Source organism: Halococcus sediminicola (assembly GCF_000755245.1).
Taxonomy (GTDB): domain Archaea; phylum Halobacteriota; class Halobacteria; order Halobacteriales; family Halococcaceae; genus Halococcus; species Halococcus sediminicola.
The window spans coordinates 69,806-86,218 of sequence record NZ_BBMP01000005.1 but is presented as its reverse complement, the minus strand read 5'-3'; the positions used below and the strand labels follow the sequence as shown (position 1 = coordinate 86,218).

Genomic DNA, 16,413 nt, shown 5'->3' with positions numbered 1-16,413 from the left:
CAAAAACAGCGAGCATAATTTATGTAAGCGATAAATGGAGAGTACCAATGCCAATCGATCTAGGGCTCTGGAGAATCGGGGGCGACGATACCTTTCATCGTGTCTCTTCTACGAATCTGGACAGTGAAGACCGTTTAGAACGGTTCCTCCTCCAAGATCCAAATGTCCTCGGCCAGCCGCTCCTCGTTATCGACCGACAGATAACGACACCAAGCGGGAAACGCCTCGATATTTTAGCGATAGATGAAGGCGGTGATCTTCACGTTGTTGAACTGAAGCGAGATCGCTCACCACGAGATGTTACTGCGCAGATTCTTGACTATGCGTCATGGGTTAGACGCCTTGACTATCAGGCTGTAAAGGATCTTTATGAAGCATCTGACGAACACACCAATACGTTCGAAGCGGGATTCGGCTCTGCTTTCTATCCCGCTCGAGACGACGCGCCAACCGGACCTGAAGAAGTGAACAACCAGCATAAGTTGACGATTGTTTCTTCCGAATTAGACAGCTCTACGGAGCGCATTATCGAGTATCTTTCCGAAGAATTTGAGGTTCCGATAAACGCGATTCGATTCAACTACTACATGGAAGAGGGCCGGGAGTACATTGCCCGCACCTGGCTAAAGGATCCCTACGAATCAGAAGAAACAGAGGAAGAGGCCATCCAAGAACCCTGGAATGGATACGATTTCTACGCAAATTTCGGACAGAACGAGTACCGGAAATGGGAAGATGCTCGTGAATACGGATTCATTACCGGTGGCCACGGCGAGTGGTATCATCGAACGATGGAGAAAGTGGCGGAAGGCAAACGCATCTTTGTCTATAATCCTGGAGAAGGATATATCGGAGTGGGGATTGTCACTCAAGAAAAGACGCCGGCACCGGAATTTATGGTCAGTGTTGAAGGTGAAGAAGATGAGATTCCAATCACTGAAGCGCCCCTCAAAGGCGATTTAAGCCGAGACGAAGAGGACCCCGATCTTCGGGAGTATCTGATCGGCGTTGAGTGGGAGAAAACGCTTGACGTAGAAAATGCGTTCTGGGAAAAGGGACTATACGCCAACCAGAACACGGTTACAAGATTGCAAGATCAGCAAACACTTGATCGGCTCTATGAGGTTTTCGACGTTGCTGCCCCTTAAACCCAGAGTAGGCGGTGGTACAGAGGCTCCTTCTTTGATTCTCGTAGATCGTTGGTACTGATAACATCAAATTTAATCTAAACTACCAAAATGCCAAGTAACAGGACGTAGAATCATGCTCATGGTGAACGTGTGGGTCACGAATGGAAGTACTACACTCAAGGCAATTGTCAATCCGATCAACGCTGCCTGTGAGCAGGGATTCATCCCCGACCGTCTGCATATCCTCGAAAATCCTGGCGTCTCCGAACAAGTGGATCAGGCGCTCGATATCGCGACGGAGATCATCACTGCATATGGTGGGGACGAACCGGAGATCAGACTAACCTCGATCGACAACGAACTCGAGTTCGACAAAATTCAGGCACATGCTAAGGATGCAATCGACGACACGGACGACACCGAGGGAGAGGTGGCGATCGATTTCACTCCCGGGCGGAAGTTCATGTCGGCGATCGCATTTGCCGTTGGAATGATTCATGACGCCGATCGCGTCTACTATTTCCATCTCAAATCTTCCGACTATCATGGCCGATCCTATCCCGAAATTCCACGAACTGAGAGCGAGCTTATCGATTTCAAGGAGGTCTACTGAATGCAACTCGCACGTTCTCGACTGACGGTTTTGCTGAACGCGCTATACGATAGTGGTGAGACGACTATCCCAGTCAGTCATCCCGGGAGTGACGTTGGCGAGCTGTTCAGAATCGAACTCGGTGGCCCACAGTCGAGTACTGTTCGCCTGTCGAAGGACTTTCAGACGTATTCCGATGCCCGCAGTGCCGTCAATAGCTCCTATGGCGCACCAGCGGTCAACGAACTACCGAGTCCACGATCGTATCTCAGTGCCTTTCTCGCCGGGGGACTACTGTCGCCAGGGAACGACTCGGAGATCGCGGACTTTCTCGATCGCTATGGGAACCCAGACCTCAACGCGGGTGCTGACCCTGTCTTAGCAGGGTTCGATACCAATATCATGCCCTGGCGACCAGCACATATGCTTGGCTTACGTTCCACTGACGAGCCAGTTATCAACGGGTTTGCGCTCGCCACTGGCATCCGCGATGAGCTAGATTGGGGCGGCAAGCGAAAAGACACCCAATCGCTTGTTGAAGCGTTCGGCCCCGAATTCGAAGCACTCTGGAACCAACCTGCGGGGGCGAGTCGCGAAGGTCGACTGGGCGAACTCTGCTATCGCCAGCTGCGCGACCAACAGTACGGTGATGAGTTCACGACGGACACGGGCGATGAGGAGATCATCGAAGGCTACGACGAATACGAACGCGAAACCCGCAAGGAAGTCTTGCTATTTAGCAACGACCGCGACTTCATCGAGCGTGCTCGCTCACATCGCATCCATGCCCAGCGGGTTGAGTTCCCGGAAGGACTGCCACGAAAATTGACTGGATCCTGGCAAGAGATACAGGACACCCTCTATCTTCTGAGTATTCTCTTCGGTGTCCTCACGCTGCCCAAAGTGACGTTGTACGGCGTCTGGAAAGGAAAGGGAGGAATGGCGTGGCACGATGAAAAACTCGAAGTCGACTGTCGGAGCCCGAAAGTCGAACCCCTCATCAAGCGCGACAATGCGATTATCGAAGCCCACGATCAGTAGTCGTCGTTCTCTCCGACGATCTTTTAATCCAGCTCGATAGCGTCACTACAAGCGAGATTTTGGTGAGCACAGTATTGGCAATGGTCTCCAGCTTGGTAGTCACCGTAGGAGCTATGCTCGGCTGCCTGAAGGCGCTCTCGAAGCTCTTCGCGAGCAGCCTGTAACTCCTCCCGGGCAAACGTTCGCGTCACGACCTTCGGGCCGTAACGACCCACGTACGCATAGCCGGCGGTGGCGATCGATTCCCCAAAGAGGTCGCGAGCAGCAAGGAGATAGATCGGCAACTGGAGATCCGAATCGATCGATCGGTCACGATCGGTTGCTTTGTAGTCGATCACGACTTTCTCGCCGTCGGTCGTGTGATACAACGCATCGATCTGTCCGACCACGGTGTTGCCCTCGATTGTGAGATCGAAATCGACCTCCGCACCACGAATGGACCACTCACTGACGACCATCGTGAAGTAGCGGTCGATACAGTCGATAACACGATCGAGAGCGCCACGTTGCCCCCGAGCAGCGGCGATCGACTCGGCGGCCTGTTTCCACCGCTCCGGCGTCTCGTAGCCACGTTTGGCCGCTCGCTCCGCAACAGCATGAAAGAGGAGCCCTACGACTCGGACGCTCGGTGTTTCCGGCCCACCAGTAGAACCTCTCTTAGCAGAACCCTTTGACGAGATCGCTGCACTCGGATCACTATACGCTCTGATGACATGATCGAGGTAGTGCTGCCGGGTGCAAGTGGTGAGTGTATCCAGGGAGGTGTAGCTGTGTCGTCGCTGAAGGCGCTGACCACGTGGCTCGCCGAGGACAGAGGGGTCTATTGGACTGTCTTCTCGGCCGGTCGAAACCAGATCACCAGATAGCATTGCTCGTGCGAGTTCGAATATCCGCTCTTGGGCCTCCGAGCGCGAGAGAGAACGACCGTCGTCGATCGCTGCTACTCGCTCGGTCGTTTCGATCGGTGTTGCGAGAGTATCCGTCCCATCGATCGCCGTCGACGGTAGGCTCGACTGAATCGTCTCCCAGATCGGAAACGAGACGCCTGCAGCACTCCAGGGGACGGTAGTTCCGAGTATCTCGTCGACCATTTCGGCCGAAATCCCGTCATCCTCGTCGGTTTCGTCGGCTTCCTCGTGACGACCAACGAGAATCGACCAGTCCTCGGCCCGCGTGATCCCAACGTGGAGCAGCCGGCGTGCCTCGCGTTCGTCGGGACGAGCGAAATCCACCGTTGCAGGATCGCCCTCCGTGAGGGCGTGTTCGATGTCGTCGTACGTCCGGGTGCTTGGCTCCCACTGGTCGGCTTCGAGGCGGGGGAGAACGGCGACAGGAAATTCGAGACCCTTGCTCTTGTGGATCGTCATGATCGAGACGGCAGTCGCGTCGGTCTCGGGCTGCTGTTCCATGCTCCGGCTGGATCCTTCCGTAATCGATCCGTGGCGAGTGAGAAACTCGATGAAGTCGGTCGATAGCTCGGGCTCGATCGTGCTCTCGTCGAACGAATCGATAATCTCGTCGATAGCCTTGAGATCACGCCGCTCTTGTTCCGAGAGGAACCACTCGAGATTCAGCGTCGATTTCAGCTCCCGATAGAGTTGCGAGAGCGAGTATGTCGATCGGAGCGACCACAGTTCCTGCAGATCCTCTCGAGCCTGTTCGATTCGTTCGGGCTCCTCGAACGTCTCCAGCGGCAGTTCGAGGAGTCGCTCCTGAAGTGTGCCGCCGCCACCGCTTGGACGCCTGATATTGAGCCGCCGCAGATCGGATTCGTGCAGCCGGTAGCGCATTCGTAGGAGTCGGTTGAGACTAACCTCATCGTTCGGATCGGCAAGCACCTTCAGGCCAGCAACGACGGTTTCGACACCGACTGACTCTGCAGCGAGATCGCCACCGAGTTCGTACGGAATGCCGCGCTCGGAAAGGCCGTCGATAATCGGTCGCGCATGCCGGTTCTTCCGGACGAGAATCGCGATGTCGCCCGGCGAGTACTCCTCGTCGATCTGTGACCCATCGCCGCTCAGCAGCCGCGTGATCGCGTTCACGATCTGCTCAGCCTGGTCGTCCGACTCCTCGGCCCCCTCCATCGTGATCACTCCCTCAGTGGCGTCGGCCTTGTCTTCGACCGCCGTGAGTTCCTTGTCACTGCCACGCTCGTCGAGTTCGTCGAGTGCGTTGTTCGCGAGATCGAGAATGGGCTGGCGCGAGCGGAAGTTCTCTTCGAGCGTCCGGTCGGTCAACGAGGGGAATGCTGCATCGAGGCGTGGCCCGATATTGTCGACGTCCGCGCCACGCCATTCGTAGATCGCCTGATCATCATCGCCAACCACGAATAGTTGGTCGTCACGAACCATTCGCTGGACTAGCTCGAACTGGACGGCGTCGGTATCCTGATACTCGTCACAGAAAACGTAGTCGTACTGTCCGGTGATCCAGTCGTTAACCGAATCGTCCTCGAGCAACTCGACGGTTCGCAACACGAGGTCGTTGAAATCGAGGAGATCCTCCTCATGAAGCCGTTTTTCGTAGGCTTCGTATCCCTCGACGAGGTCCGAGACGGTCTGACAGCTCTCGACGAACGTTCGGAGTTTCTTGGGGAATTCGTACGATATCGAGGGCATACCCGATGGCGCGTTACTGTACGATCCGAACAGATGGGCCGGAAGCTTCAGGGCTGCTGTGAGATCGCCATCGACGATCTCCGACGATCGCCGCTCGAAAAACTCCATTAGCGCATCGCATGCTCCGTCCATCACGTCGAGATAGCCGGCGATATCGGCTTCGATACCGTCGTCGGCCAACGCGTCGTGTTCGGCCTGCAGTTCGTCTTGGAAGGTCTCTAGTCGGCTCTGTAGCTCTTCGATTCGCTCGTCGGTCATCGTCTGCCAACCGACCCGAAGATGCTCTTCGACGGCAGTCTCGATGCGTTCGACGAGGCCTTCGAGCTCGATCAGACGGGCCGGTTCGACGAGGTACTCCCGAAGATCGGCAGGCATGATGCCGGCCCGCTTCATCACTTGGACGAATTTCAGGAGCCGGTCGGTCGCTCCGTCGGCGAATGCGACCCCTTCGTAGACATCCGGGTTCGTGAACCGATAGGGCACGTCATCGAGTACGTCGTAGACGATCGCCAGTCGATCCGCGTCCGTTGCGATCGAGTAGCGCGGATCGAGATCGGCGTGATACGCGAAATCCTGCAGCAGTTCGTGGCAGACTGCGTGATAGGTGTAGGCCTCGATATCGTGGCCTTGGGGCCCCACTCGATCGACGAGCTTCTCGCGCATCGAGTCGGCAGCTTTGTTCGTGAACGTCAGCGCGAGGATTCGATCCGGTGCAGTGTCCCCTTCGAGCAACTGCTCGATTTTCCGCACCATCGTGAACGTCTTCCCGGTCCCGGCACCGGCGAGCACGCGCATCGGATACTCGTCGGATTCGATGATCGCTTCCTGGTCTGGCCGCGGGTCCGGCATGCCTTCAGCGTCGCCGTTGGGAGCCGGATCCTGAGCGCTCTCGTTCATGGGTGGGTCCTCGTTAGCCATCGATACGCACCTCCCCACTGAGGTAGTCGCCACACATCGACTGGTAATCACAGTCCCCACACGCGTGCTCACGGATCTGCTCCCAGCGCTCGGGCTCGTAGTGCTCTCCGATGATTCCCCTGTAGCAGTTGGCGATTATCTCCCAGATGTCCTCCCGATTGTCCTCGTAGATGTCGGTGACCTCGCGCTCGCCGCCGGAGACAGTGACTCGAATACCCTCCGTGTGCGGCGTCCGGGTTTTATCCTTCAATAACGCGTAGAACGAAAATTCGACATCCATGTCTGGGTCGTACATCTCGAGTTGTTTTGCGCCCTCGATGTACGTCGCCGCCTGAAAGACGCTTTTGAGGATTCCTGCAGCGTACTCCTCGCCCGCTCGATGCTGACTGATCTGATCGGCCGAGTACCAGCTGACGATCCCGTTGAGTGAGCCTTTGTAATCGACGACGCGAATCCCGTCATCGGTGCGAACGATGTTATCAGCACGACCGCGCAACTGGACCCCATTGTGCTCGCAGGTGAGCCATTCTTCAGTCACGACTGAATTGCGAACGTGGTCTAGTCCATCGGTGTCGAAAAACGATTCGAGCGCGGCACTCGTGAGATCGCGATCGTAGTGATACTGAGCATCGGATGCGTACTGCGCTCGATCAGTCTCGGTCACCCATCGCTGATCGAGGCGCTCGAACGCGAAGCGCCGGATCTCCTCGTTAGTTGCTTCCTCGTCTCTGAACTGCTCACAGGTGTCTTCGATTACTCCGTGATAGACGAGCCCTCGATCGAGATAGCGGCGGGAGGCTTCGGGTGTCTCGACTTGCCACCGTTTATCGTATTCGAACTGGCGCGGACAGGTGGCGTACACTGCTAGACTCGACGGCGAAACGGGCTGTCGATCGTCACTCACGACGAACTACCCCCTCGGCGAAATCGACCCGTGCTTCGATCGCATCCGATAGATCCTCCGGCGGATCGGCTTGGAGCAGTTCCTGGACTCCAGCGAAATCCGCTTCGAGAGCGTCGAGATCGACAGGGTCTCGGACTAAGCCCGCTCGACGAACGTTTTCGAACGCATCGTCGACACGGTTCAACGAAAATCGCACTGCCCGACCGTGGGTGTGGATGTCGTCGTGATCGAGACGGTCGAGTTCGCCGAACGTGTCTTCTACTGCGTCGAGAAATCGTGACTGCTGGTGGTTGCGGCCACTCCCGGTACGGTCCTCTCGATAGGTACCGAAATACAGATTTGTCGTCGCCGCTCGTGCCCCGATCGCGAGCATTCGGCGACTCAGTGCTGCATAATAGGCATGCAGCGGCCGTGTAATCTCCTCTCTGGCGTATTCGAAGGTACGCCGAACGTCGCTCGAATCAGGGGTCGTGAAGGCAGGATACTCTTCCAACTGTTCGATCACTGGGGGTGGAAACAGCGAGTTGAGCTGTGGATCGGCGGGGTATTCTTGGTCGACGACGCTCAAAAGGAAGACTGCCTCCTTGCTGGTGTTTTTCAGTACACGAGCTGCATCGACGAGGACTCCACCCTCTGGGAGCTCGAGTTCGGTAGCGATCTTGTCGCTCGTTGCTCGTTGCATCTCCCGCTCGAGGCCCCTACCGAGAGATTCCCACGTTGCATCGAGAAGGTCCGAGTCATCCAGTGTTTGCGCCAGCGACCGGACGGTATCGACGTGTTCGAACTGGGATTTCGCTTGGAAGGGGTCTTCGTTGGCAGCGGTCCGGTGTTTCAGATTCGACCGTAGCAGCCACATGTCGAGGGCTGCGGTGAGGCTCTCATTACGACCGCATTCAGCAATCTCGGCCAGCGTCTCGTTAGAGAGATCGGGGACGCGTGCACTGAGCACAGTTCGGGCCCGGTCCGTGGACCACCCGACATCTCCCTCTCCGACTGTTGTGCCGACCGTCTCAAGACACCAGCTCGTGAGTGCATACAATTCACGCGCTGCAGGATCTTGCTCGAGTCCACTGACAGTCGCCGATCGAACTGGAATGCCAGTCGTCCGTAACAAGCGAAGGGTTTCCGGGATTCGCGAATTCGAATCGCGCAGGACGACCGCCATTTCGTCGTAGGGAATATCCTCGACTCGGTGGAGACGCTCGATTTCTTCACCGACAGTCCCGACTTGCTCTTCGAACGTCGTGGCTTCGATGACTGTCGCTAATCCATCGTCGGGCTCTCCAGCAGTATCACCAGTCGCCAAGAAGTCAGCAATCGCCGCCGGAGTCGTTCGTGGGGTCGTTCCCTGCTCAGTAGTGGTATGCAGATCCGGCGTATAATCGGAGATTCGACCAGGCTCGTTCCACGTCCGCTGAATGGCGCTGTCGCGCTCGGCAACGCAAATCAATTCGCAATCATGAGTGATACGGGCCAGGTACGCACGATCAATTGCTGTGAATTCCTCGAATTCTAGTGCCAAAACTGCGTCATATGTTTCCTGGACTCGATTCTGGAGGTCGGTATCGGCAAGTGCATCTAGCAGGTAGCTGAATGTCCCTGGTGACGGCAAGAGATCCGCATCAGCGAGCCACTCGTGATAGGTATCGTTGACCTTCGCGAGTTCCGCGAGTACAGGGTCGTCTGTATTAATCACATTGCCCTGCCACGTCGCTTCTTGGACGAGTCTCTCGACGTCGAACTCAAACGAGTCTCTCTCAGATGCTCGCTCAAGGTATTCGGTAGTCCAGTTCCGACGCTTGATAAACGAAGATAGTAGTAGCGATGATTCAGTGATATCGAGTTGGCGAGGCGGATTCGGGAGTTCTTCTAAAGTATGGATTGCGTGAGCCGACAGTCCTACGACGTTCGGTCGCTCAATACCTTCGATTGCATTCCCAAGGGACTCAGCGATATCGTCTGTCTCAGTCGGAAACCGCTTTACGACGAGGACATTGTCAATCCCGTATTCTTCAGCAAGATTTGCATACAACGGTGCAATCTGATCACCAATATCGGTGGAGAGAAACGGATATTCGTATAGCTTGCCAGAGAGAGCAATGTCGTATTCGCTCACGGAGGGCATACTGCTCAATAGTGAGAGCCTGCTGCTTGAATGTAGGGGGGGGGGAGTACCAAATATCACACAACCGCTTACAGAGAGGGTATGCTACTGGTACCGGATGAAATCGCCAACGAAACAACTCAGCGGCCACGAATTCGTTTCCACAACTTCGCTAGTAGACCTTCCGATTGTTGCCACTCAAACTCGCTCAATCTAGCAGTTCCCTGCAAATTTGAGTCCTTGTTCTCAATAGCGGGAGTTTCTCTTCTCCGAGTCTTGTCGGAATATCGATTACTGCTCCTAGAGGTATCGGTGATGGATATTGGTTGCTGAGGTGATTTCGGCTCTGCGTTGATCTCTCCTTTCCCCTCCGGATCATCGCATTTCTTAGACTGTCCATGGCTTACACACTTGTCATCGGACTTTCCATTACTACCGTTAGCGCGTATTGTATCCTGCTGGCCGACATCTGGTGGTCCCGATTGTTGAGCGGATTCCAGAGGCTCACTCTCATTGAGATCTTGGTCAGCTTCAACGTCTTTTTCATCCTCGATCGCTGATTCTTGCTCACTCGTAGTGGCTGTCGAAGTCTTCCTATCATCTCCCTTTACACGAACGACCTCAACCAACAGCTCGTCCAGCTCCGATGGCCGTTCCCGATATAGCGGGAACAGCCACCAGACCCGCTGCAATACTGGAACCGGTAGTAAATCCTGTTCACGGAGTTCCTCCATCGTAGCTTGCCAGGTGTCCCTACTTAGCTCATTATCGTCTATCTCAAGGTGGCTTCTAATCGTTCCAGCAGCTGGCCCAGTTAGATCCTCAAGAACCTGATCGAGATGGATGGTTCCTTGAACCGTTTCAACGCCAATATCGTTGAGAAGGTCCTGTGCCCAGAGTTCGTTACCACGTTGTTCTGCATGATGGATAACGTCCGGATTGACCGTCGCGTCATCGATGATTGGCTGTTGGCCGATCTTGGTCCCTAACTCACGAACCCAGTTGAGTTCCTGTGCGTACTCCTTTGAGTCGAGCCCCTCGAGATATTCTTCGTCGGGAACCGAGATGTAGTGATGGAAATGGGGCTTCTTATCGCCATGTTTGCGAAGAATCCGACCCATCCGTTGGACAAGCTGAAGCTGTGTTTTCGTTCCTGCGACGTTGATACCTACCTCAGCGTCGGGAACATCGATACCCTCATCAAGCAATCGCGGGGACACGAGCACACCGTTCTGTGCTTTCGCGAAGCCATCGATATTCTGCTGGACGAGCTTTGTATTCTTCTTCGACGAACTCGCGAGTTTACTGTGGGCTAAGAAGACGTTATCAGAGATCTCACGAAGCTCCTCAGCAATCCTGTTTGCCGAGGCAATATCCATCGAGAAGATGACGAGCTTCACCTGCTGATCCGAATCGATCAGGTAATCTTTGGCGAGTCGGATGGCATCGTCGAGCTTCGGGCGGGACCGGTGGCGGATCCAGTTACGACTCTGGATCGCCGCTTGCAATCGTTCCCAGGAGTCGGGAACGTTCCCGTTTCGTTCAATGCCTGCAGCCTGAAACGCCTGGATGAAGTCACCCAGGTCTCGCATCTCGGTAAAGGGAACACTCAGTCGTTCAAGGGCGCGCCGTGTTTCAGGGCTCGCTTTGATCGCTCGGAAGGTGTTCGTAATAGAGTCGGTCGTCTTTTGCCATTCGCTCCGTTCGTGTGGATCGAGTGCCGTGGGATGGACGGTCCATTCAAACTCCGGAATGATACTATCGGCCAACGCCTCCTGTAATCCATACGTGTAGACAACTGGAGCGAGGACCTGCTCCAACTGACGGCGCTTCGGTCCGTCCTCATCGCCGATTGTTGCCGAGAGCCCGATTGCAGCTTTGTAGTTGGGCCGAGTGATGGCCTTGCCGAATCCTTTGACATTCGAGTAGTGATGGACTTCATCGTAGATCACAAGATCGTACTCGTCTTCGAGATCGCGATCATAGCGGGGCAGCAGTGACTGAGCCGTATAGAACTCGACCTTGCCAGTGGCGAAATGGAGCTTGTCGGGGAGATCCGCGTCGGTGCGCTCGGGCATCGGCAGCCCGAGTTTTTCCTGGATTTCGCGCTCCCACTGTTTGAGGATCGCGTTCGAATGAGCGACAACGAGGATTTTGGCGTCGTTAGTAGCGGGCTCTTGGTCGGGATGTTCGGGAAGGTCGCCACAGAGGTATGCTATTGCTGCGATACCAGCGACGGTTTTGCCGGTCGCAGTTGCCATCTCAAGAATACCTTTTTGATCGTTCTCTAGCCACCGGTTGAGTCCGTCACGTTGGTTTTTCCACGGAGTGACCATCAACACCGGGTAGTTGAGTAGCTCTGAAACTGAATCTTGATTCCCCTCTCCGAGGGTACTAGCTTCGTTGAGGAGTGTCGTCAGCAATGGCCCTCTGTGTAGTGCCTGCTGCTGTGCAGCGGAGACGAATAGCTCAAGGAGATACAGTCCACCACCTCGCTCGATATACGATAGCGAGAGGTCGTCCGGATTGAAGCCGGATTGTCGAAGGCGCTTGAGGAGTATCCGTTCGGCTGGCTTCGCTAACGTTGTGGTAGTAACAGACCGTTGTGTCGGGAGATGTCGGTTGAGCCTTGCAATACCATGGCGAAATTGGTGGAAATCTCGTTTGTGTGTCTCAACCGGTGTTGTATCGACAATCCCCGTGATCCGGTCGAGGAGGAATTTGACGAACAAGTCATCATAATGACTTTCTAAATATCGCCATTCGAACGAATCGACCGGTCCCTGGTACCGACTAAGAACCGCCTTATTGGCGATTTCATCGTCCAATACAGCCAACTGTTCAATCGAAGAGAGTCTCGATAGCATTTCATCCCGGTAGTCGATGAAGAAGGGATATTCGGGGAGGAGGCTGACCATTCTATATGGAATGATCCTAAGATATCATAAAAATTGCGCACAAATAGACGGCAGCAATTGCAGATGGGAAGTCACGAAAATCGACGGTTGCGGTCTTCTGCTTTCTGAATAAGCCCACTGTTGATTCCATCACCAGCTTCTCCATAGTGTGTCTCTCGATGACAGTTAGGACAAACTGCAATAATGTTCTCTGGATCGTCAAGACCGCCGTCGCTTCGGCGATGAATATGGTGAACTTCTAGAAATGGCTTCCCCATATTAGTTCTAAAGGGCGCATTCTTTTCACAGGCCTGGCAAACACCATTAGCAACTGATAACGCGAAGTCTCGTACCAACTGGCTCCGAAAATACGATTTCTCGTTCGAACTACCGTATGTTGTGGTTTCGGTAGTGTCCTTTGTGGAAAGAGCTTGCTTTGCTCTCCGAAAGAGATCGTCTTCGGAGAGCGATGCAGCCTCTGCTTCGGTGATATCAGCTTCGATCCCACCAAGAGGAGCTAGCTTGAACCGGACAGCTCGCCTCAAGTTTCCATTCACATCAGGGGCTTGTTCCCAGAAGTGGTCTACATACTCGCATTGGCCATCATACGAGAATACGTCTGCACCGCTGATGTCTCCCACTTTCTCAAAGACATGAAGTACATCACCGCGGTCTTTGTGATTGAGTATCCGTTCATTCCCCCCTTCCATAGCCATGTCTCCTTGCTGACCCTCTCCAGAGTAGACGAAGATTCCATTGTCGAAGAACTGGTCGCTGTAGCCATACTCCTTGCTTTCAACATCTGTGAAAATGAGTATAACAGGGAGATCAACTGGTGTTGAGATTCCGTGCTGACGCTGACCCTTGAATTCCGAGAAAGAATGGACGGCCACGCCCATTGAGTACCTGACACCCGACGGCGAATGGGAAAAGGACGGTGACGCGCGATTTGGCTCCATCTCGATGGCGATTCAGTCTCGCGGCGAAGTCTCGCGTAACGAGTTGCTTCGGATCGGCAGGTGGAAAAATCGAAACCGGCGGAATGACCGCCTTGTCCACCGAAACGATGAAGAGTCGGTTACACGGCTCACCCGAACAGCCCTGCAAGCCCACGACCCCGTTGTGGCGGTCGAGACGTTGTCTCGCTTAGATGGCGTTCGGGTTCCGATCGCCTCCACTGTACTGACGGTGGCCGACCCGGAAACCTACGCCATTATCGATTATCGGGCGCTTCGCGCTCTCATCGCAGTGCGGCCCGACCTCGCTGCCACCGACAGCTACGCCACCTTTGCTGAATTTCTGGAACATTTCCGCAATTATCAGAAGCGGCCCCGGACCTATGACTTCTACCTAAACGAGGTGTGGGCCATTGCTGATGAACGTGACTTCACACCGCGAGAGGTGGATATGGCGCTATGGGCGCTTGATAAGCACACAGTATGAGCGTCGTCAAGACGGTCGAATGGCTCTGAATGCGGTGACAGCTCCGCCGAACAAGAGCTCTTGACGCTTTTAAAGAGTTTTACACCTTTTAGCAGGTTTTCCAGGAGTCGAAAGGTTAATCCAGAGAGAAGATGTCTTCATAGGGAATCAACCGAGTATTTCGACTGTAGGAATTTTCCACTTGGATCCCAAGCTGAGAGGATTTCTTCCTCGCCTCATAATTTATAAGCAAGATTGCCTACTACGGCAAACAATGGGTGAACGACTACCCGAATCTCTCGTCAGGGACAATCTCTACAACTGGCTCGGATACGGAAACCTCAATGGCCGCTATTGGTTCATTGGACGGGAGGAGTACGATTCGATCAAGCGATGTCAATATTTGGAAGACCTATCGGACTACTACCGCGTTCGACGCGGATTCGATCACGCAGAGGATTTCGTAGACGTATGGGAGATGGCCTATGGTCGCTCTGTCGAAAAAGGTACTCGTACATCGACCACTCGACATTATCAGGCCGCATTTCTTTTGGCCCTCGAAGGAACCTCACCTAAAGGACGGAACTCAAAGACAGGGAAAAGCAAGACGGCGTCCTACCTATTCGCAGAGCAACGGTTTGGGCGCCAAGATAGCAATCATTTCAGTGGGGAAGCTTTCCCTCTCAGATGTCATCCTGATAAACCTGAAACATTCGAACCATACCAGCGGGTTTGGGATTCCCTCGAGGATTACGAGGCAGAAGTACTCCCAAACCGGATAGATCTCTATTTCACCAAACTCAAAGAAAACCCGAAGGTAGAGGTCATCATTAGCTACGCTGACACCGACGAGTTCGTCAAGCCGATGCAGAAGCGTCTCGATTGTGACTTAGTTGGCACGCGACCCGCGAACAAACGAAATGAGTTCGAGATAACAAGGTGTCATTTCGATGGTGGACGGTCAGTTCTCCTGATTGACGCACCGTTCTTTGGGCAAGGTCATGTCGGGTATTCAGAGATAGAAGCATTAGCAGAGGAGATTCCAAACCTCACCGAAGCCACTCAATAGCGTAGAGGAGAAAAGAGGGTCACGAGTCACTTGCTATTAGATAGGATAGTTGACGACTCACCGATAGAGCGATTGAAAACTGGGGTGCAGAGATTGAGATCTCATGAGATGGAGAGGCGGCCCAGAAAGGCTTAGCGCCCCCGCCAAGCACCTATCGTATGACCATCGAAGTGTCGACCACCGAGCGCATCGATATCGTGGATATCACTAGCGAAGTTGCCGAAGCAGTCCCCGCAGATGTCTCTCATGGAGCGTGTCTGGTCTTCGTCTCGCACACGACTGCAGGAGTGATCCTCAACGAAAACGAACATCGGCTACTGAACGATATCATCCAAGCAGTCGATAACCTCGTTCCAGCCGACGAAGATTACGAGCACGACGTTATCGACGACAACGCTGCCGCGCACCTTCAAGCGATGATACTCGGCGAGAGCGTGACGGTACCCATCGTTGATGGAGAGTTGGATCTCGGACGCTGGCAGTCGGTGCTATTCGTCGAGTGTGACGGCCCGCGGACCCGTCGTGTCTCTGTTACCGTCATCGAAGGATAATACCCGACGCGTCTCCAGCCGAGAGTTCACTCGATCTGTAACGTGGCTTTGACCGGTGCGTGGTCGCTCGGCGTGACGCCATTCTCGAATCCGTTCGCCTCGATGTCGTCGCCGACACCGTTCTGGATTTCGCAGCTACTGACGGTGAAGTGGTCGTCAGCGAGGATGTGGTCTAATCGCTTGTTAGGTGGATTTCCATTATTGACGACGTGAGTGTGGTCGTCGGTGCTGGGTAGGCTGAGGCTATCATCAGCATGCCAGTAGGCATCCCTCATGTCCCAGTCACTTTTCTCTACATCGAAGATGTAGCTCTCTGCGTTCCGCCAGCGCTGGTTAAATGAAAACTGTTGGGTACCTCCCTCTCCATCCTGATAGCGGTATGGATCTCCGTAGAAGGGTTTGTCGAGATGCTTTGAATCTGGACTGTGGGGGTGTATCTGAACGTTTCCCTGTTCGTTGGTTTCTTTCCAAGGTGCGTTGAAGTCGCCACCGAGAATGATTTTCTTGTCCGTCTTTCGATTCTGGAGATAGATTCTGCTGTAGACTGTTTCGAGTGCTTTGATTTTCTCTTCTTTCCAGCCTGCACCGTGGATGATGCTCGTATTCCAGACTTCGAGTCCCTCCTTGTCGGTAGTGTCTTCGTCCGGGAGATGGATGTCGGAGACGAACGGACCAGTGAGGAAGCTGCTGTAGAAATAATTGAGGCCCCGTGGTTTCCCATTTCCATTGTTTCTCAGATCTAACTCTTTTCTATCGAGTGGCCAGCGACTAGCGGTGATTTTGCATCGTTTGAACGGACTCGTAATGTTGTGGTAGGGCTGGACGTCGAGGTCGTGGAGCTGACGGTTCCAATCACGGTTGTCTGCCGTGTGGAAGCCGCGATCCTCAAAGTGCTTCTTGATCTGCTGGAAGTGACTGAAGTCTTTGGTTTCGTCTTTCTTGCTATAGTCGACAGCTTGGAGAAGAAAGAGGTCCGTGTCCCCAGAGGGAGGTTCATCCTCTTTAGAGGATCTGTTCTCGTGGTGATGTTCTTCCAGGAATTCTATCTGCTCTGCTATCGTTTCTCTGGAAGGATTGTTCTCTCCGTGCAGATTCCAAGTCATAACGGTGATAGCGTCGACCACTGTGTGAGACCTTCTTGGAGATGCAGTGGATGGGTAATAT

Annotated in this window: 12 protein-coding genes; 6 read left to right on the top strand and 6 right to left on the bottom strand. The window is 54.2% G+C overall.

The features are described from left to right. Nucleotides 1–47: 47 nt before the first annotated feature. The 3 genes from ACP97_RS02285 (at nt 48) to ACP97_RS02275 (ending at nt 2,763) form a co-directional block, all read left to right on the top strand. Nucleotides 48–1,148: a PDDEXK family nuclease gene (locus tag ACP97_RS02285; RefSeq protein ID WP_079977512.1), complete on the top strand. Its 1,101-nt coding sequence runs from the start codon at nt 48–50 to the stop codon at nt 1,146–1,148. Nucleotides 1,149–1,401: 253 nt separating this feature from the next. Then, nucleotides 1,402–1,743 (top strand): hypothetical protein, encoded by a 342-nt coding sequence (locus tag ACP97_RS02280; protein ID WP_237561066.1) that lies wholly within the window; start codon nt 1,402–1,404, stop codon nt 1,741–1,743. Beyond that, on the top strand, nt 1,744–2,763 hold the full coding sequence (locus ACP97_RS02275; RefSeq protein ID WP_049996226.1) for a hypothetical protein: 1,020 nt from the start codon (nt 1,744–1,746) through the stop codon (nt 2,761–2,763). It abuts the gene before it with no gap. A gap of 23 nt (nt 2,764–2,786) precedes the next feature. Here ACP97_RS02275 and ACP97_RS02270 read toward each other — a convergent pair whose 3' ends face one another. The 5 genes from ACP97_RS02270 to ACP97_RS18850 form a co-directional block, all read right to left on the bottom strand. Beyond that, complete coding sequence (locus ACP97_RS02270; RefSeq protein WP_202593539.1) at nt 2,787–6,302, bottom strand: ATP-dependent helicase; 3,516 nt, start codon at nt 6,300–6,302, stop codon at nt 2,787–2,789. Continuing rightward, on the bottom strand, nt 6,295–7,206 hold the full coding sequence (locus ACP97_RS02265; protein ID WP_079977511.1) for a PD-(D/E)XK nuclease family protein: 912 nt from the start codon (nt 7,204–7,206) through the stop codon (nt 6,295–6,297). Before ACP97_RS02265 ends, ACP97_RS02270 begins: the two co-directional genes overlap by 8 nt. After that, a complete protein-coding gene (locus tag ACP97_RS02260) occupies nt 7,199–9,322 on the bottom strand; it encodes a PD-(D/E)XK nuclease family protein (RefSeq protein ID WP_154019907.1) in 2,124 nt (707 codons plus the stop codon). The genes ACP97_RS02265 and ACP97_RS02260 overlap by 8 nt, the downstream gene beginning before the upstream one ends. Nucleotides 9,323–9,450: 128 nt before the next feature. Further along, entirely contained in the window at nt 9,451–12,228 is a 2,778-nt protein-coding gene (locus tag ACP97_RS02255) for a DEAD/DEAH box helicase (RefSeq protein WP_049996222.1), read from the bottom strand. Nucleotides 12,229–12,299: 71 nt separating this feature from the next. Next, nucleotides 12,300–13,106, bottom strand: coding sequence for an HNH endonuclease (locus tag ACP97_RS18850; protein WP_161782612.1), 807 nt, complete (start codon nt 13,104–13,106; stop codon nt 12,300–12,302). Between ACP97_RS18850 and ACP97_RS02245 the strand changes: the two genes are divergently transcribed. The 3 genes from ACP97_RS02245 to ACP97_RS02235 all read left to right on the top strand — a co-directional run bounded on the left by ACP97_RS02245 (nt 13,072) and on the right by ACP97_RS02235 (nt 15,249). Next, nucleotides 13,072–13,650 (top strand): hypothetical protein, encoded by a 579-nt coding sequence (locus ACP97_RS02245; protein WP_049996220.1) that lies wholly within the window; start codon nt 13,072–13,074, stop codon nt 13,648–13,650. The genes ACP97_RS18850 and ACP97_RS02245 overlap by 35 nt on opposite strands. Nucleotides 13,651–13,903: 253 nt before the next feature. Beyond that, nucleotides 13,904–14,698 (top strand): hypothetical protein, encoded by a 795-nt coding sequence (locus ACP97_RS02240; protein WP_049996219.1) that lies wholly within the window; start codon nt 13,904–13,906, stop codon nt 14,696–14,698. 158 nt (nt 14,699–14,856) lie between these two features. Beyond that, on the top strand, nt 14,857–15,249 hold the full coding sequence (locus ACP97_RS02235) for a secondary thiamine-phosphate synthase enzyme YjbQ (RefSeq protein WP_049996218.1): 393 nt from the start codon (nt 14,857–14,859) through the stop codon (nt 15,247–15,249). A 26-nt stretch (nt 15,250–15,275) separates the two neighbouring features. Here the strand turns inward: ACP97_RS02235 and ACP97_RS02230 are convergent, their stop codons facing one another. After that, complete coding sequence (locus tag ACP97_RS02230; RefSeq protein ID WP_049996217.1) at nt 15,276–16,373, bottom strand: endonuclease/exonuclease/phosphatase family protein; 1,098 nt, start codon at nt 16,371–16,373, stop codon at nt 15,276–15,278. Nucleotides 16,374–16,413 lie beyond the last annotated feature (40 nt).